Source organism: Streptomyces sp. NPDC015532, from assembly GCF_043078065.1.
Classification (GTDB): domain Bacteria; phylum Actinomycetota; class Actinomycetes; order Streptomycetales; family Streptomycetaceae; genus Streptomyces.
In genome coordinates this window covers 145,391-162,763 of sequence record NZ_JBIBSY010000012.1, presented here as the reverse complement: position 1 = coordinate 162,763, position 17,373 = coordinate 145,391, and the positions used below count along the sequence as shown (strand labels likewise).

At 70.3% G+C, this 17,373-nt stretch carries 15 protein-coding genes; 4 read left to right on the top strand and 11 right to left on the bottom strand.

Features of this window, described 5'->3' with window-relative positions; all coding sequences use genetic code 11:
• Positions 1–2 precede the first annotated feature (2 nt).
• Positions 3–2,168, top strand: a complete 2,166-nt coding sequence (locus ACF07B_RS30315; RefSeq protein ID WP_392181296.1) for a DEAD/DEAH box helicase — start codon at positions 3–5, stop codon at positions 2,166–2,168.
• Positions 2,169–2,391: 223 nt separating this feature from the next.
• On the opposite strand, the gene ACF07B_RS30310 is transcribed toward ACF07B_RS30315, so the two are convergent.
• Both ACF07B_RS30310 and ACF07B_RS30305 read right to left on the bottom strand, forming a co-directional pair.
• On the bottom strand, positions 2,392–3,720 hold the full coding sequence (locus tag ACF07B_RS30310; RefSeq protein WP_392181295.1) for a class I SAM-dependent RNA methyltransferase: 1,329 nt from the start codon (positions 3,718–3,720) through the stop codon (positions 2,392–2,394).
• An 85-nt stretch (positions 3,721–3,805) separates the two neighbouring features.
• On the bottom strand, positions 3,806–5,857 hold the full coding sequence (locus ACF07B_RS30305) for an APC family permease (RefSeq protein WP_362394856.1): 2,052 nt from the start codon (positions 5,855–5,857) through the stop codon (positions 3,806–3,808).
• A gap of 433 nt (positions 5,858–6,290) precedes the next feature.
• On the opposite strand from ACF07B_RS30305, the gene ACF07B_RS30300 reads away from it, so the two are divergent.
• Together ACF07B_RS30300 and ACF07B_RS30295 are read left to right on the top strand one after the other, a co-directional pair.
• Positions 6,291–6,962 (top strand): potassium channel family protein, encoded by a 672-nt coding sequence (locus ACF07B_RS30300; RefSeq protein WP_392181294.1) that lies wholly within the window; start codon positions 6,291–6,293, stop codon positions 6,960–6,962.
• Positions 6,962–7,639: a TrkA family potassium uptake protein gene (locus ACF07B_RS30295; RefSeq protein WP_369479550.1), complete on the top strand. Its 678-nt coding sequence runs from the start codon at positions 6,962–6,964 to the stop codon at positions 7,637–7,639. The genes ACF07B_RS30300 and ACF07B_RS30295 overlap by 1 nt, the downstream gene beginning before the upstream one ends.
• A gap of 107 nt (positions 7,640–7,746) precedes the next feature.
• Here the strand turns inward: ACF07B_RS30295 and ACF07B_RS30290 are convergent, their stop codons facing one another.
• The 8 genes from ACF07B_RS30290 to ACF07B_RS30255 form a co-directional block, all read right to left on the bottom strand.
• Positions 7,747–8,514, bottom strand: coding sequence for a DUF3159 domain-containing protein (locus tag ACF07B_RS30290; protein ID WP_369479549.1), 768 nt, complete (start codon positions 8,512–8,514; stop codon positions 7,747–7,749).
• A 3-nt stretch (positions 8,515–8,517) separates the two neighbouring features.
• Positions 8,518–8,916, bottom strand: a complete 399-nt coding sequence (locus tag ACF07B_RS30285) for an OB-fold nucleic acid binding domain-containing protein (protein ID WP_326785035.1) — start codon at positions 8,914–8,916, stop codon at positions 8,518–8,520.
• Between the two features lie 127 nt (positions 8,917–9,043).
• Positions 9,044–9,727 carry a response regulator gene (locus tag ACF07B_RS30280; protein WP_392181293.1) on the bottom strand — a complete coding sequence of 228 codons (684 nt, stop codon included), beginning with the start codon at positions 9,725–9,727 and terminating at the stop codon, positions 9,044–9,046.
• Positions 9,724–12,267 (bottom strand): ATP-binding protein, encoded by a 2,544-nt coding sequence (locus ACF07B_RS30275; RefSeq protein WP_392181292.1) that lies wholly within the window; start codon positions 12,265–12,267, stop codon positions 9,724–9,726. Before ACF07B_RS30275 ends, ACF07B_RS30280 begins: the two co-directional genes overlap by 4 nt.
• Positions 12,268–12,479: 212 nt before the next feature.
• Positions 12,480–13,700 carry an alginate lyase family protein gene (locus tag ACF07B_RS30270; protein WP_392181291.1) on the bottom strand — a complete coding sequence of 407 codons (1,221 nt, stop codon included), beginning with the start codon at positions 13,698–13,700 and terminating at the stop codon, positions 12,480–12,482.
• A gap of 244 nt (positions 13,701–13,944) precedes the next feature.
• Complete coding sequence (locus tag ACF07B_RS30265) at positions 13,945–14,709, bottom strand: DUF3710 domain-containing protein (protein WP_326785039.1); 765 nt, start codon at positions 14,707–14,709, stop codon at positions 13,945–13,947.
• Between the two features lies 1 nt (position 14,710).
• Positions 14,711–15,202, bottom strand: a complete 492-nt coding sequence (dut, locus tag ACF07B_RS30260; protein ID WP_362395090.1) for a dUTP diphosphatase — start codon at positions 15,200–15,202, stop codon at positions 14,711–14,713.
• Positions 15,203–15,246: 44 nt separating this feature from the next.
• A complete protein-coding gene (locus ACF07B_RS30255) occupies positions 15,247–15,831 on the bottom strand; it encodes a PaaI family thioesterase (protein WP_369479545.1) in 585 nt (194 codons plus the stop codon).
• Between the two features lie 58 nt (positions 15,832–15,889).
• Between ACF07B_RS30255 and ACF07B_RS30250 the strand changes: the two genes are divergently transcribed.
• Positions 15,890–16,366 (top strand): DUF3093 domain-containing protein, encoded by a 477-nt coding sequence (locus ACF07B_RS30250; RefSeq protein WP_392181290.1) that lies wholly within the window; start codon positions 15,890–15,892, stop codon positions 16,364–16,366.
• A gap of 93 nt (positions 16,367–16,459) precedes the next feature.
• Here ACF07B_RS30250 and ACF07B_RS30245 read toward each other — a convergent pair whose 3' ends face one another.
• Positions 16,460–17,371, bottom strand: a complete 912-nt coding sequence (locus ACF07B_RS30245) for a hypothetical protein (protein WP_369479543.1) — start codon at positions 17,369–17,371, stop codon at positions 16,460–16,462.
• Positions 17,372–17,373: the final 2 nt, after the last annotated feature.

Sequence of the window (17,373 nt, the reverse complement as noted above, 5' to 3'; positions counted from 1 at the left end):
CGGTGTCGGCCCCGGACCCGGTCGACCGGCTCGACCCGGTCATCGTCCACCACGTCGTGAACACGCTCGGCTGGCCGGACCTACGGCCGCTGCAGCGGGCCGCTATCGACCCGGTGATGGACGGCGCGGACATCGTGCTGCTCGCCCCCACCGCGGGCGGCAAGACCGAGGCAGCCTGTCTGCCGGTCCTCTCGGCCATGTCCGCCCAGGGCTGGACCGGAACCTCGGTCCTGTACCTCTGCCCACTCAAGGCTCTCCTCAACAACCTGGTGACCCGTATCGACGCGTACGCGCAGTGGCTCGGACGGAGCGCGGCTCTGTGGCACGGGGACACGAAGGAGTCGCAGCGCCGGCGCATCCGTACCGACAGACCCGACATCCTCCTGACGACGCCCGAGTCGCTTGAAGCCATGCTGATCGGCGTGAAGACGGACCACGCGCACTTGTTGGGCGGCATCCGGGCCGTCGTCGTCGACGAGGTGCACGCTTTCGCCGGTGACGACCGGGGCTGGCATCTCCTGGCGGTGCTGGAACGTCTGCAGCGGGTCACGAGGCAGCCCATCCAGCGCATCGGACTGTCCGCCACGGTCGGCAATCCTCAGCAACTGCTCACCTGGCTTCAGGGGTCGGGTGCCGGCCGGCGTCCGGGCCAGGTCGTCGCCCCGGGACTCACAGCCCCCCCGAGCCCCTCGTCCGGCCAGGAGCCTGCGAGCGGCGTGACCGGACCACCGCCCGGGGAGATCGAACTCGACTACGTGGGCTCCCTGTCCAACGCCGCCAAGGTCATCGCAGCCCTGCACAAGGGCGAGAAACGACTGGTGTTCTGCGAATCGCGACGGCAGGTCGAGGAGCTGGGCGCAGCCCTGCGGACGCGCGAGGTCACGGTCTTCCTGTCGCACGCCTCACTCTCCGCCGACGAACGAGCCCGATCCGAGCAGGCGTTCGCCGAAGCACGCGACTGCGTCATCGTCGCCACCTCCACTCTGGAACTGGGCATCGACGTCGGCGACCTGGACCGGGTGATCCAGATCGATTCGCCAGGCACCGTGGCTTCCTTCCTCCAGCGGGTCGGCCGCACGGGCCGCCGGGCGGGAAGCATCCGCAACTGCCTGTTCCTGGCCACGCACAAGGACGCACTGTTGCAGGCCGCGGGGCTGCTGCTCCTGTGGGGTCACTGCTGGGTCGAACCGGTCGTCCCACCGCCCGAACCGCGTCACCTCGTCGCGCAGCAGTTGCTCGCCGCCACCCTCCAGGAACACAAACTGGGCGACCATCTGTGGCCCGAACAGTGGAACGGCCTGGCGCCCTTCGACCGTTCGGCCGCTCCGATCCTGCGTCATCTGACCGACCAGGGCTTCCTGGACACCGACGGAGGAATGCTGTTCATCGGCCCTGAGGCCGAACACCGTTTCGGGCGGCGGCACTTCATCGAATTGACTGCCTCGTTCACCGCGCCACCGCAGTTCACCGTCCTGTCCGGGCGCACCGAGATCGGGCAAATGGACCCGTCCGTCCTCACCGAGGAACGCCCGGGCCCACGGCGCCTGTTGCTGGCGGGCCGCAGCTGGCAGGTGACGTTCATCGACTGGGGGCGCAAGAGGGTCTTCGTCGAGCCGGTCGGCAGCGGCGGGGTAGCCAAATGGTCCGGGGGAATGCTCGTCGGCCTGTCGTACGCGCTGACCCGTGCGATGCGGGACGTCCTCCTGGGCTCCGACCCTCCGGTTTCACTCACCCGGCGAGCCGAGGTCTGCCTCCGGGAATGGCGTGACAAGGAGGCGCCAAGCCTGGTCCACCCCGGCGGGACACTCGTGGCCCGGCAGGGCAACGACGTCCGCTGGTGGACGTGGGCCGGCTACCGCGCCAACGCGACACTCGGCGCGACGCTGTCCTCGATCGCCGACCCGGTACAGCGCCCGACAGACTGCTTCCTGCGGCTACGGGAGGACCTGACCCAGGACATGTGGCACACCGCGCTCGATGCCGCCCAGGCCGGACCGTCTCTGGTCCTCCCTGATGTCGACCCGCGGGCAGTACGTGGGCTGAAGTTCTCTGCGGCACTCCCCGAGCGGCTGGCAATGGCCACGGTGGCGGCGAGGCTGGCCGACTTCGACGGAGCACGCGCAGCTCTGTCGGAGCGGAAGCGCTTCTCCATCCACCCGACGCCCTGAACCCCTGAACTGGCTCACGCCCCGGCCCAGCCGGGTACGGACGCCTCGATGCGTCAGCGACCGCCTGGAGTGATCACCGTCCGTCACAGCGGTGAGCACCCACCGGCCGGAACGTTGTGTGATGGTCACCCCCGGGTGTGAGCCTGCGGCTGAGTCAGTCGCAGGCTCGGGCATCACACCTTGACCGCGTCCCCCTTCAGCCACAGGCCCAGAGGCTTCGGGCTCAGCCAGCCTTCTTCACCGGCTCCAGAATCGCCACGCACTCCACGTGATGCGTCATCGGGAAAAGGTCGAACGCCCGCAGCGTCCGCACCTTGTAGCCCCCGTCGCGGAAGTACGCGATGTCCCGGGCGAGTGCCGCCGGGTCGCAGGCCACGTAGGCGATCTTTCGGGCGCCCAGCGACGACAGGTGCTCCACCGTCTTCTTGCCGGCGCCCGCGCGGGGCGGGTCCAGGACGATGAGGTCGACCTCGGAGATGCCGGTGCGCGGGAGGACCGCCTCGACCTTGCCCTGTTCGATGCGGACGCGCTCGAAGTTCGCGAGGTTGTGCCGGGCGTCCTCCACCGCGCGCTTGCCGGACTCGATGCCGAGGACGGCGCCCTGGTCACCGAGGCGGTCGGCGAGGGCACCGGCGAAGAGGCCCACACCGCAGTAGAGGTCCAGGGCCATGTCGCCCTTGCGCGGCAGCAGGCCCTGCATGACGGCCTTGACCAGGGTGTCGGCGGCCATCGGGTGGACCTGCCAGAAGCCGCCGCTGCCGACCCGGTGGGTGCGGCCGTCGGCGCGCTCGCGCACGAACGCGCGGCCGTGGACGCGGTGGATGCCGCCGTCCTGTTCGGCGACCCGCATGACGGAAACCGGCTTGTCGAGTTCGACGAGGGGCAGGCGGGCGCCGGGCCGGGGCTCCAGGATCACCATGCGGTCCTGGGAGCCGGTCGCGGCGATCGCCTCGACGGCCTCCATGCCGGACCAGTCACGCTCCTCGATGCCGAGTTCGGTGACACCCGGAGCGGCGATCATGCAGCGCTCGATGGGCTCGACCTCGTGCGAGCGGTGGCGGCGCAGTCCGGCGTTGCCGTCCGGGTCGACGGCGTACTGGACGCGGGTGCGCCACTGCGGCACCTCGCCCGCGGGCAGTTTGTCGCCCTCGGCGGGCATCACTGTGCCGTCCCAGCCGGCCTCCTCGGGCGTGAGGCCCGCGAGGCGCTGCAACTGCTCGGCGATGACCTCGCCCTTGAGACGGCGCTGCGCGCCGGGCTTGGCGTGCTGCCAGTCGCAGCCGCCGCAGCGGCCGGGGCCCGCGTACGGGCAGGGCGCCTCGACGCGGTCCTTGGAGGCGTCGATGATCCGCACGGCGTCGGCGCGCAGGAACCGCGCCCCCTCCTCGCCCTCGGTCACCCGGGCGACGACCCGCTCACCGGGCAGCGCGTGCCGGACGAACAGGACCTGCCCCTCGTCCGTCCGGGCGATGCAGTGCCCACCGTGCGCCACGGGGCCGATCTCGACCTCGTACTCGTCCCCCACCAGCGAATTCTTCGGTTCTGCCTGCATGGTGGGGTGACTCCAGATGAGAGGGGGGAAACGGCCGGACAACAGCCGTCCAGTCTACGTGCTCCCGGCGCGCTTCCCTTCCCGGTCAATTCTTCTGGGTGGGCTCCTTGGGGGGCCGCACCTGGGCCGGTCCCCGGCGCACCGCACCCGGCGCGTTCCAGTCCTGCCGCTTGCGGGCACGCAGCTTCGCGGCCTCGGACGATTCGAGCTGGTAGGGGACGGAGGTCACCATGACGCCCGGGGTGAACAGCAGGCGGCCCTTGAGGCGCAGGGCGCTCTGGTTGTGCAGCAGGTGCTCGTACCAGTGGCCGACCACGTACTCGGGGATGATCACGGAGACCGCGTCGCGCGGCGACTCCTTGCGCAGACCCTTCACGTACTCGATGACGGGACGGGTGATCTCGCGGTAGGGCGAGTCGAGGACCTTGAGCGGTACGTCGATGCCGCGCCGCTCCCACTCGTCGCGCAGGGTCTTGGTCTCGGCCGGGTCCACGTTGACGCTGAGCGCTTCGAGGGTGTCGGAGCGGAGCAGCTTGGCGTAGGCGAGGGCGCGCAGTGCCGGCCGGTGGATCTTGGACACCAGGACGACGGAGTGGACCCGGGAGGGGCGGACGCTGTCGTCGGACGGCCCCTCGGGGGCGGCCAGCTCCTCCGCGACGCGGTCGTAGTGCTTACGGATCGCGGTCATCGTCGCGTAGAAGATCACCATGCCGAGCAGGGCGACCCAGGCGCCGTGCGTGAACTTGGTGACGAGGACGACGACCAGGACCAGCCCGGTGAAGAAGGCGCCGAAGGCGTTGATCGCGCGGGAGCGGATCATGTGGGTGCGCTTGGCCTGGTCGGTCTCACTGGCCAGGTGGCGGTTCCAGTGGCGGACCATACCGGTCTGGCTGAGAGTGAAGGAGACGAAGACGCCGACGATGTAGAGCTGGATCAGGCGCGTCGAGTCGGCCCCGTAGATGATGACGAGCATGCTCGCGGCGCCGGCCAGCAGCACGATGCCGTTCGAGAAGGCCAGGCGGTCGCCGCGGGTGTGGAGCTGACGCGGCAGGTAGCGGTCCTGGGCGAGGATCGAGCCGAGCAGCGGGAAGCCGTTGTACGCGGTGTTCGCGGCCAGGAAGAGGACGAGGGCGGTCGCGGCGGCCAGCAGGATGAACAGGAAGCTGTCCTTGCCGAACACGGCCTCGGCGACCTGGGAGATCACCGGGTTCTGGACGTAGTCGGCGCCGACCGCGACACCGTTGTGGATCAGGTCGGTGGCGGGGTTCTCGGCCATGCGCACGTTGGTGGTCATGGCCAGGGCGATGATGCCGCAGAACATGGTGACGGCGAGCAGGCCCATCGACGCGAGCGTGCTCGCGGCGTTCTTCGACTTCGGCTTGCGGAACGCGGGGACGCCGTTGGAGATCGCCTCGACGCCGGTGAGCGCCGCACAGCCGGACGAGAAGGCGCGCAGCAGCAGGAAGACGAGGGCGAAGCCCGCGAGCCCCTGGTGCTCGGCCTTGATGTGGTACTCGGCGGTCGGTGCCTGCATGGTGTCGCCGAGCACGAGCCCGCGGAAGGCACCCCAGGCGATCATGATGAAGACACCGGCCACGAAGACGTACGTCGGAATCGCGAAGAGCTTTCCGGACTCCTTGACTCCGCGCAGGTTCATCAGCGTGAGCAGCACGATGACGGCGACCGCGCAGAAGACCTTGTGCTCCACCACGAACGGCACCGCCGAGCCGAGGTTCTCGATGCCGGAGGCGATCGAGACGGCGACGGTGAGGACGTAGTCGACGAGCAGCGCGCTGGCGACGGTGAGACCGGCCCGCGGCCCCAGGTTGGTGGTGGCGACCTCGTAGTCGCCGCCGCCGCTGGGGTAGGCGTGCACGTTCTGGCGGTAGGAGGCGACCACCGTGAACATCAGCACCACGACCGCGAGCGCGATCCATGGGCTGAAGTGGTAGGCCGACACGCCCGCGATGGAGAGGACCAGCAGCACTTCCCCGGGCGCGTACGCCACGGAGGAGAGCGGGTCGGATGCGAAGACGGGGAGGGCGATGCGCTTCGGCAGAAGCGTTTCCCCCAGTCGGTCGCTGCGCAGTGCGCGCCCGATGAGGATCCGCTTGGGCACGTCGGTCAGTTTGGACACAACAGGGAATCGTAAACGTTCGAACTGGCTGTCGCCCACCCGCCATCCCACTTCGGCGCATCATCTGCTCTCCGGGTGAAAACGGGGTGGGCTCCGGCTGCGGATTCCGCAGCACCGGAGATGCACGTGTCTATATGACAAAACCGCACTCCCGACCGTCCTGGAGGACCCATGCACCTGACCGCTGAGCTCGTCGGCGCGGCCGTCGCACTGGCCGGCCTCGGAATCCTCACCCTCGCGAGTGTCCGCAGCATCACACGGCGCTGAACCCCCGCACTCGGCGCCGTTCACCGCCGTTCCCCGGACGTTCCGCGAAAAAGGCACAGGCGAACCCGCGCAACGATGCCCCCGGCCGACCGTGCGTGTGTAGCTTGGGCGGCGGTCTGAGACCCTGTTTAGCCTGAGCCGTAACCATTCACGCGGAAGGACGGTCGTGCACATCGTCATCATGGGCTGCGGAAGAGTAGGTTCCGCTCTTGCCCAGAACCTGGAGCAACAGGGGCACACGGTCGCCGTGATCGACCAGGACCCCACGGCCTTTAGGCGGCTGGGCTCCGGGTTCGGCGGCCGCCGTGTCACCGGAGTCGGCTTCGACCAGGACACCCTGCGCGAGGCGGGCATCGAGGAGGCCGGCGCCTTCGCGGCGGTCTCCAGCGGTGACAACTCGAACATCATCGCCGCCCGGGTGGCCCGCGAGATGTTCGGCATCGAGAACGTCGCCGCCCGCATCTACGACCCGCGTCGCGCCGAGGTCTACCAGCGCCTCGGCATTCCGACCGTCGCCACCGTCCGGTGGACGGCCGACCAGATGCTCCGCCGGCTGCTGCCCTCGGGCGCCGAGCCGCTGTGGCGCGACCCCACGGGCGGTGTGCAGCTCGCCGAGGTGCACACCTCCGTCGCGTGGGTGGGCCACAAGATCAGCCGCCTCCAGGACGAGACGGGCGTACGCGTCGCTTTCCTCACCCGGCTGGGTGAGGCGGTTCTGCCCAGCTCGCAGACGGTGCTGCAGGAGGGCGACCTGGTGCACGTGACGATGCGCACCGACGAGGTGGACAAGGTCGAGGCGGCGTTCGCCAAGGGCCCTGAGGAAGAGGCGGGGCACTGATGAGAGTCGCCATTGCCGGTGCCGGTGCCGTGGGCCGCTCGATCGCGGGCGAACTGCTGGAGAACGGCCACGAGATCCTGCTGATCGACAAGGCGCCGACCGCCATCTCGGTCGAGCGCGTCCCGCAGGCGGAGTGGCTGCTCGCCGACGCCTGCGAGATCACCTCCCTGGACGAGGCCGCGCTGCAACGCTGCAACGTGGTCATCGCGGCCACCGGGGACGACAAGGTCAACCTCGTGGTCTCGCTGCTCGCGAAGACCGAGTACGGGGTTCCGCGCGTCGTCGCCCGCGTGAACAACCCCAAGAACGAGTGGCTGTTCAACGAGTCCTGGGGCGTGGACGTCGCCGTCTCCACCCCGCGCCTGATGTCGGCGCTCGTGGAGGAGGCGGTGAGCGTCGGCGACCTCGTACGGCTGCTGCGCTTCAGCCACGGCGACGCCAACCTCGTCGAGCTGACCCTGCCGCCGGAGTCCGCCCTGGCTGGCACGACCGTCGGCGACGTCGCGTGGCCGGAGGACACCTCGCTGGTGACCATCATCCGCGGCACGCGCGTCCTGACCCCCTCCCGGGAGGACTCCCTGGAGGCGGGCGACGAACTCCTCTTCGTGGCCGCCCAGGCCCGGGAGGAACAGCTCGAGGACCTGCTGTCGGTCCGCCGCGACACGAGCACGACGTAGCCGTTCCTTCCCGTCGGCGGCACGGCGATGCCGCCGTCCGCCGACGGGAAGGCGTCGCGCGTCGTACCACGGTCAGTCGCCCCAAGGCGTCCTCACCGGCACCTGGTTCACGCCTCGCGGCGGTGGCGGGCCGGGGCCGGGGCCTCGCCGCGTTCCTCGGCGCGGGCGGCCTTGCGCTCCTTCTCCGCCTGCTCCTCGGCCTCCATCTCCGCGAACACGTCGATGGGCGGCGGCGCCTTGGCCAGGAAGACCCAGGTGAGCCAGACGGCGAGCAGGAAGGGCGGGATCTTCAGGGCGATCAGGACCCAGCCGAACTGGGCGGTGTCGGCCCACCAGTAGAGCGGGAAGAGCACCGCGCACTTGGCGAGCAGGATCAGGCCCCAGGCCCAGCTGGCCTTCGCGTACGCCTTCTTGCGGCCGGGGTTGCGGGTGCGCCAGGAGAGGTTCTCCTTGAACACCGGGCCGAGCATCAGACCGATCAGCGGGACGCCCGCGAGGGTGGTCACGATGTAGGCGACGGCGAGACCGAGCGTGTAGAACATGCCCGGCAGGTAGAAGTCCTTCGCGTTGCCCGTCATCATCGCGAAGACCACGCCGAAGGCGACGCCGAAGACACCGCTGAAGGCGTGCTTCACGGTGTCACGCCGCACCAGGCGGATCACGACGAGCAGCAGGGACACGGCGAGGGCGGCGATCGCCGCCCAGTGCAGGTCCTTGTTGATCGTGAAGATGGTGACGAAGAGCAGGCCCGGCACCACGGTCTCGACCATGCCGCGCACGCCGCCGAACGCCTCGAAGAGTGCGGCCTCGGTCACCGCCCGTGCATCCTGCTGGGCGTCCTGGGCGTCTTCGGTCGGCTTGTCGAGCGACGTCACCGGTTACTCCCGTCCGAGGGGTCTGAGTTCGTACTTCGGATTGAACAACACCCTACGGCCCCGGCTCATCGCGATACGGCCCGAGGCGATCAGCTTGCGTCCGGGCTCGATGCCGACGATGGAACGGCGGCCGAGCCAGACCACGTCCAGGGCGGCCGAGCCGTCGAACAGCTCGGCCTCCAGAGCCGGGACACCGGCCCTCGGCCGCAGAGTGACCGTGCGCAAGGTACCAGTAACCGTGACGATCTGCCGGTCGTGGCAGTCACCGATACGGGTACAGCCCGCGGTCGCCGTGTCCTCCCGCAGCTCCTCGGACTCCAGGTCCTGCTGGGACGAGGAGAGCCGGTCCATCATGCGCCGGAAGCGGCCCGCCGGCTTTTCGGAACGAGGAACAGCGCTCATACCGAAAGCGTACCGGGGGGTGCTGACAGCTTCGTACCCGCGGCACCGCTCCCCGAACCGGCCGCGGGATCCGCCCGATCGGGCGACCGCCGCGGCCCGCAGGGACGCTCCACGGAGCATGATCGCGTCACCGTTCGAATCTGTATCCCATACCCGGCTCGGTGATGAAGTGCTTCGGGTGCGAGGGGTCCACCTCCAGCTTGCGGCGCAGCTGGGCCATGTAGACCCGCAGGTAGTTCGTCTCCGTCCCGTAGGAGGGGCCCCAGACCTCCTGGAGCAGCTGTTTCTGGCTGACGAGCCGGCCGGTGTTGCGGACCAGCACGTCCAGCAGATGCCACTCCGTGGGAGTGAGCCGGACGTCCCGCCCGTCGCGGTGCACCTTCTTCGCGGCCAGGTCGACGGTGAACCCCGCGGTCTCCACGACCACGTCGTCCTCACCGCCCCCGGTGGGCTCCGCGCGGCGGACGGCGGCGCGCAGCCGGGCGAGCAGTTCGTCCATGCCGAAGGGCTTGGTGACGTAGTCGTCGGCGCCCGCGTCGAGAGCCTCGACCTTCTCGTCCGAGGAGTGCCGGGCGGACAGCACCAGGATCGGCACCCGGGTCCAGCCGCGCAGCCCCTTGATCACCTCGACGCCGTCCATGTCGGGCAGGCCGAGGTCGAGCACGACGACGTCGGGGTGACGGGCGGCGGCGAGCTGGAGCGCGGTGGCTCCGTCGGGGGCCGCGTCGACCTCGTACTTGCGTGCCTTCAGGTTGATCACGAGGGCTCGGGTGATCTGCGGTTCGTCGTCGACCACGAGGACCCGGGTCATGAAGCCTGCCTTTCTGCGACTGCTGATCGGGCGGCCAGGTCGGGCCGGCGGTCCACCGCCCGGACCGTGAGCACCATGGTGAGTCCGCCGCCGGGGGTGTCCTCGGCGTTGAGGGTGCCGCCCATCGCCTCGGCGAAGCCGCGGGCGACCGCGAGGCCGAGACCCACTCCGGTCCCGCGCGGGGCGTCTCCGTAGCGCTGGAAGGGCGCGAATATCCGGTCCTTGGCGTCGTCCGGGACGCCGGGGCCGCGGTCGACCACGCGGACCTCCACGCGGTCGGCCATGGCACTCGCGGCGACCAGGACGCGTTCGTCGCCGGAGCTGTACTTGACGGCGTTCTCGACGAGGTTGGCGACGGCGCGCTCCAGCAGTCCGGCGTCGACGGCGACCATCGGCAGGCTCTCCGGGATCTCCAGGACCACACTGTTCTCGGGGACACCGCCGAGTGCCATCGGGACGACCTCGTCCAGGTCGATCTCCCGGATCAGCGGAGCGACCGTACCGGTCTGGAGCCGGGACATGTCCAGCAGGTTGCCCACCAGGTGGTCCAGGCGGTCGGCGCCGTCCTCGATGCCCGCGAGGAGCTCGGCCCTGTCCTCCTCGGACCAGGCCACGTCGTCGGAGCGCAGCGACGACACCGCCGCCTTGATCCCGGCGAGCGGGGTGCGCAGGTCGTGGCTCACCGCGGCGAGCAGGGCGGTACGGATGCGGTTGCCCTCCGCCAGCACCTTGGCCTGGTCCGCCTCGTGCTGGAGGCGCTGGCGGTCCAGGACCACCACGGCCTGCGCGGCGAAGGCGGCCAGCACGCGGCGGTCGGAGGCGGGCAGCACCCGCCCGGACAGGGCGAGCGCCATGTGGTCGCCGACCGGCATGTCGACGTCGGCGTCCTCGGGGCGGGTCGAGGGTGCCGGTCCGGCGCTGCCCGCACACGTCCACGGCTCGACGTCGCCGGCACGCTCCAGCAAGGCGACCGATTCCATCCCGAAGGTCTCCCGGACGCGCTCCAGCAGGGCTTCCAGGCTGGTCTCGCCGCGCAGCACACTGCCCGCGAGGAAGGAGAGGATCTCCGACTCGGCCCGGAGCCGCGCCGCCTGGTGCGTACGGCGGGCCGCCAGGTCCACCACCGACGCCACGGAGACGGCGACGCCCACGAAGATCACGATGGCGACGATGTTCTTCGGGTCGGCGACGGTCAGCCGGTGCAGGGGCGGTGTGTAGAAGTAGTTCAGGAGCAGCGAGCCGAAGGCGGCCGAGGCGAGGGCCGGGAGCAGTCCGCCGAGCAGGGCGGCCGCGACCGTGACCGCCAGGAACAGCAGCATGTCGTTGGCGAGGCCGAGGTCGATGGTGTTCAGCAGCAGGGCCATGACGACGGGGCCGCCGATGCCGATCGCCCAGCCCCAGATGATCCGGGAGCGCCCGAGCCGTGCTCCGCGCGCCACCGGCAGACCGCGCCCCTTGGCGACCTCTTCGTGGGTCACGATGTGGACGTCCAGGTCGGGACCGGACTCCCGGGCGACCGTGGCGCCGACGCCCGGGCCGAAGACGTACTGCCAGGTCTTGCGCCGGGAGGAGCCGAGCACGATCTGGGTGGCGTTGACCCCGCGCGCGAAGTCCAGCAGGGAGACGGGGATGTCGTCGCCGACCACGTGGTGGAAGGTGCCGCCGAGGTCCTCGACCAGGGTGCGCTGGACGGCCAGCTCCTTCGGCGACGCGGAGGTGAGGCCGTCGCTGCGGGCGATGTAGACGGCCATGACCTCGCCGCCCGCCCCCTTCTCGGCCAGCCGCGCGGCGCGCCGGATCAGTGTCCGCCCCTCCGGACCGCCGGTCAGCCCGACGACGATCCGCTCCCGGGATCCCCAGATCTTGGAGACCCGGTGTTCGCTGCGGTACTCGTTCAGGTATTCGTCGACCCGGTCGGCGACCCACAGCAGCGCGAGCTCGCGCAGGGCCGTGAGATTGCCCGGCCGGAAGTAGTTGGACAGGGCCGCGTCGACCTTGTCGGGCTTGTAGATGTTGCCGTGCGCCATCCGGCGGCGCAGTGCGGGCGGCGACATGTCGACCAGCTCGATCTGGTCCGCCCGCCGCACCACCTCGTCCGGCACGGTCTCGCGCTGCCGCACGCCCGTTATCGACTCGACGATGTCACCCAGTGACTCCAGGTGCTGGATGTTGACGGTGGAGACGACGTCGACGCCGGCGGCGAGCAGCTCCTCCACGTCCTGCCAGCGCTTGGCGTTGCGGGAGCCGGGCACGTTGGTGTGCGCGAGTTCGTCCACCAGGGCGACGGCCGGGGCGCGGCGGAGCACGGCGTCGACGTCCATCTCGGTGAAGACGCCGCTCCGGTATTCCAGGTCCTTGCGCGGGACCTGCTCCAGGCCGTGCAGCATCACCTCGGTGCGGGGCCGGTGATGGTGCTCGACGAAGGCCACCACGCAGTCCGTCCCGCGTTCGACGCGGCGATGCGCCTCGGAGAGCATCGCGTAGGTCTTGCCCACGCCCGGTGCAGCACCGAGGTAGATCCGAAGCTTGCCGCGTCCCATGTGCCTATTGTCTTCCTGTCACCGCTGTGTACGCAGCGTCGACCTTACGGCCAGGATTCCCGGCGAACAGGGCGATCCCGCCGCCGGACGACGTCCTTGACGCAACCCTGATGCCCCGCGCGGACGGCACGGTTCCCCGTGGACCGGGCGCCGGTGTCCCGGCCGGACGCCCGGTGCCTCATGACTTCATCGGACGAGACCCCTGATCCGGTTCACGCGGGATTGTCGCCGTGTGTCAGCGTCTCCCACGCGACGAAGAGGTTGTTGCTTCCGGCCGGACGGTTCTGCTGGGTGAGCGCCTGGGTGTTGGTCATCGCGATGCCCAGGCGGTTGTGCAGGGCGTTGTAGCCGACCTCGGTGACCGGGCCGAGTCCGAGGTTCAGCGAGCCGCCGCACAGCCAGCTCGGCACGACCGTACCCAGCTGGTACTTCGCCTGGAAGCCGAGCGCCTGGCGCAGCCGTTCGCCGACGTCGGTGCCGTACAGGTCCTGCCCCTGGACGCGGCTCGTCTCGGCGATGTGGGAGATGGCCGAGATGCCGTAGCCGGTGTGGGTGAGGTCGCGGCAGGTCTCCTGGGTGAGCCCGGTGACGAACGTGGACTGCCCCTGCCAGTAGCCGACGATCTTCGCGGTGGTGTCGAGGTTCTGGCTCGGCACGGTCTTCGGCACGGCGCCGTCGGTGGAGAGGTAGACGTACGCAGCGGTGCGCGTCCGGAACTTCGCCATGGCCTTGTCGTAGGACGTCTTGTCCTCCAGGAAGACGGAGATGCCGACCGCCGCCTCCATCATCGACAGCTCCCAGTTCCCGTTGGAGTTGGAACCGTTGATGATCTGGGGCAGGTAGACGTCGCGCAGCATGGTGGCGAAGCGGCCGGAGTTGGCCCAGGAGCCGGTGTACGTGTACTTGATGATCTCTGCGGCCCTGGGCCAGGAGGAGCCCGCCCAGCCGGTCTGGAGGGGCGCGTTGCTGTTGGTGTGGGACTTGATCACCGCGGACCAGGCGTCCATCAGCTCGATGGCCTTCTTGGCGTACCGGTCGTCGCGCGTGATGTACCAGGCGAGGGCGTCGGTATAGGCGGCTATCGCGTCCTCGCGCTCGTCGGTGCAGCCGTAGTTCGGGTTGGAGTACGAGCCGCACTCGACGGTCGCACGGGGTGTGGGGGTGCGCGTGAGCGAGGCGTACCTGCTCGCCATCATCTGGTCGTAGGCGCCCTTCCAGGGCTGGGCGCCGGCCAGGACCTCGGTGCGGGCGAAGTCCAGCTGTCCCCTGGAGACGGTGACTCCGGGGTGGACGAAGGCGGCGGGTGCCGCGTCGGCCCGGTGGGCGCCGGGCCAGGACAGAAGGGTGCCGACGAGTGCGGCGGTCGCGACGGCGACGGTGACGAGGAAGGCCGGGCGCCGTCGGCGGCGATGCCGAGTGGGGGTGTCGGACATGCAGAGCCATCCATTCTTGTATGTGAACTACACACGGGATGCTGAACATGGTGCGCTGGCCGGTGACCATAGGTACGGACCAGGCTTCCGTCAAGGCGTGAGGAAAGAACCGCTGCTCAACCGTCGTTCACGTACAAGAATCGAGTGAGACGGGTGTCCCGGAGTGTCCGCACACGGGAAAGGGCCGCATCCCTGTGGATGCGGCCCTCCTGTTTGCCCGGCTCTTCGTCCGTCCCGGATCCGTCTAGCGGACCTCGGTGATCTCCGGTCCGCGCTGGAGCTGTCCCATGCCGCCGGAGAAGCGGGATCCGCTCTGGTCCTCCTGCTGGACACCCTCGGGGACCATCTGCGCGTCGTTCGGCAGCTTCAGGACGATCGGGTCGCGCGGGGCCATCGGCCCCTCACCGCGTACGACGACCGTGTCCCGGAAGATCTGCTCCAGCAGGCCCGCGGCCTGCGGCTGCACCGCGCCCTGCCCGGAGATCACTCCGCGCAGGAACCAGCGGGGACCGTCCACGCCGACGAACCGCACGACCTGGAAACCGCCGGTGCCGTCCGGCAGCTGGACCGGTACCTGCGCCCGCAGCTCCCAGCCGAGCGGGCCCTCGACCTCGTCGATGACACCGCCCTGCTGGGTGATCCCGGAGGCGATCTCCTCGCGCACCTCGCCCCAGATGCCCTCGCGCTTGGGAGCGGCGAAGGCCTGGAGCTGCACGGCGCTGTCGTTGACGACGACGGTCGCCGCGACGATCGCGTCGCCCGCGACCTCGACCCGCAGCTCCATCCCGTCGACCCCGGGCACGAACAGACCTCCGAGGTCCACCCGGCCCTCGGCCGGCTCACGGACCTCCGTGCTGTCCCAGGGCCCGTCGGGGCGCGGCTCGGGTTCGAGCCTCACGCGCTCGCGCTCCTCGTCCTCGTCCGCCTCAGTGTCGACGCCGTCGACGACCTGCTCGGCCTCGCCCGCCGCGTCCTCGGCGGCACTGCCCTTCTTGCGACGTCCGAACACGTCACTGTCCTTCCCGGTCGGATACGACCGAAGCGTATCGATTCCCACCCGTTGTGCTGTCCACGGCGGCATGACCGCCGGTGGACCCGAAGCCCCCTGCGGCCCGCGCCGATTCGGGAAGTTCCGCGACCTCCTGGAAGCGAACCTTCTCGACCTGCTGGACGACCAGTTGAGCAATCCGGTCGAAGCGCTCGAACCGCACCGACTCGCGCGGATCGAGATTCACCACGATCACCTTGATCTCCCCACGGTACCCGGCATCAACCGTCCCCGGGGCATTCACGAGGGCGACGCCGCAGCGGGCGGCGAGGCCGGAGCGCGGGTGCACGAAGGCCGCGTACCCCTCGGGCAGCGCGATGGACACTCCCGTCGGCAGCACGGCCCGTTCACCGGGCTCCAGCTCGCGGCTCTCGGTGGTGCGCAGATCGGCTCCCGCGTCACCGGGGTGCGCGTACTCGGGAAGCGGGACGTCGGGATCGACGCGCCTGATCATCACGGCGACTTCCGGGCGGGGCTCACTGGCCCCCGGGCTACGGGTCACGGGTTCACCTCGAAGGCACGGGCTCGCCGGATCTGGTCCGGGTCGTTCATCGCCGCGCGGATCTCCTCCGGGCGGCCGTTGTCGATGAAGTGGTCGACCTTCACCTCGACGAAGAGGGCGTCCGCGCGGACGGCGACGAGCCCGTCGGGGCCGCCGATCCGCCCGGTGGCGGTGCAGTAGATCTTCCGGCCGGCCACCGCGGTGACCTCGGCCTCCAGATACAGCACGGTGCCGACGGGTACGGGGCGGCGGAAGTCGGTCTCCAGGCGTCCGGTCACGGCGATCGTCCGCAGCAGCCAGTTCAGCGAGCCGAGCGTCTCGTCGAGCGCGGTGGCGAGGACCCCGCCGTGCGCGAGTCCGGGGGCACCCTGGTGGACGGGGCGCACGGTGAACTCCGCCGTGATCGTGACGCCCTCGCCCGCGCGGGCCTCCAGATGGAGCCCGTGGGGCTGTCCGCCACCGCACCCGAAACAGTGTTCGTAGTGTGCTCCGAGGAGCTCTCCGGGGGCGGGCGCGTCAGGGTGCCGCACCGGCGCGACGGCGTCGGCGGGAGGCGTCAGAGCTGCGGAAGTACCACTCACAGGCGCAGACCTTACCCGCGCGTCCAGCAAGTCTTCGCACCGTGCCAAGCTTGGCGTCATGCAGCTCTCCGCCTCCCCGTACGAAGAACGCCTCACCGCACCCCGCTCGTGGTGGGTGATCAGCTTTCTGGTCGGGCTCGCGCTGGCCCTGGTGTTCCTCCCGTTCGGCACTCTGCCGATGCTCGGAGCGCTCGTCGGCGGCACCGCGGTCGCGGCGGTCGCGGCCAGCGCGTACGGCTCGATCCGCATCCGCGTGGTCGGTGACGCGCTGATCGCCGGCGACGCCAGGATCCCGGTCTCCGCCCTCGGGGACACGGTGATCATGGACCCGGAGGAGGCGCGCGCCTGGCGTACCTACAAGGCCGACACCCGCGCCTTCATGCTCCTGCGGTCGTACATCCCCACGGCGCTGCGCGTCCAGGTCACGGACCCGGCGGACCCGACGCCCTACCTGTACCTGTCGACGCGGGAGCCGGAGCGCCTGGCCGCCGCCCTGGAGACGGCCCGGGAGTCGGCGCGTCCCGCGGAGAGCTGAGACAGCCGCGGCCGGCGCCCGGGTCGGCGCGCCGGCGACGGGCGCGGTCCGCCGGGCGCGGGTGAACGGCCGCGGGCCGGCGTGCGAAGGGCCTCAGTCCCCCAGGTCGGTCGGGATCTCTCCGATCGCCACCGGATCCGTCGGCTCCTCCAGCGGTGGCAGTTGCGGAAGCGCGTCCCACGGCACCTGCATCCTGCGCAGGTCCTTGCGGATGTGGCCCGCAACCCGTTTGGTGTCGCGGCGGTTCATCACCGCGCCCACGGCCGCTCCGACCATGAACGGCATCAGGTTGGGCAGGTCCCTGACCGTTCGCTTCATGATCTGCTGGCGCAGCTCGCGCTTCATCTGGCCGCCCAGCGCGGCATTGATCGTCATGGGCTTGGCCACGTCGATGCCACGCTCGCCCGACCAGGAGTGCAGATAGGCCGTGCTGCGCTGTTTGAGATTGCCCTGCGGACGCAGGCCGTAGACCTCGTGGAGTTCGGCGATCAGCTTCAGCTCGATCGCGGCGACGGCGGTGATCTCGGCGGCCAGCTCCGTGGGCATGGCGGGCGGCACCGGCAGCATGGCGGCGGCGCCGATGCCGGCACCGACGGTGGACGTCGCGGCGGCGGCGCCCGCGACGAGCTTGTCCGCGAGTTCCTCGGGGCCGAGGTCCGGGAACTGTCTGCGGAGGGTGGCCAGGTCCCTCACGGGAACCCGGGGGGCGATGTCGATGATGCGGTCGGTGACATACGCGAGGCCCGCCCTGGCTCGGACGCCGCTCCTCGTGACGCCCCTCTTGACCCCGTCCCGGACAGCCTCCACGCGACGCCTCGCGGCGGGCGAGGCAGCGTCCGTGGGGGCCGTCAGGTCGTCTGTGGCGCCCGCTCGGTCGAGCGAGGCTGATCCCTGTTCGGAAGAGCCCCGCTCGTCGTCACGCACGCCTTCAGGGCCCTTGGAGGGCCCTTCGTCCGCCGCCCTGGAGGGGAGGCGGCGCTTCCAAGGCCTGGTCGAGCCGGTCACGG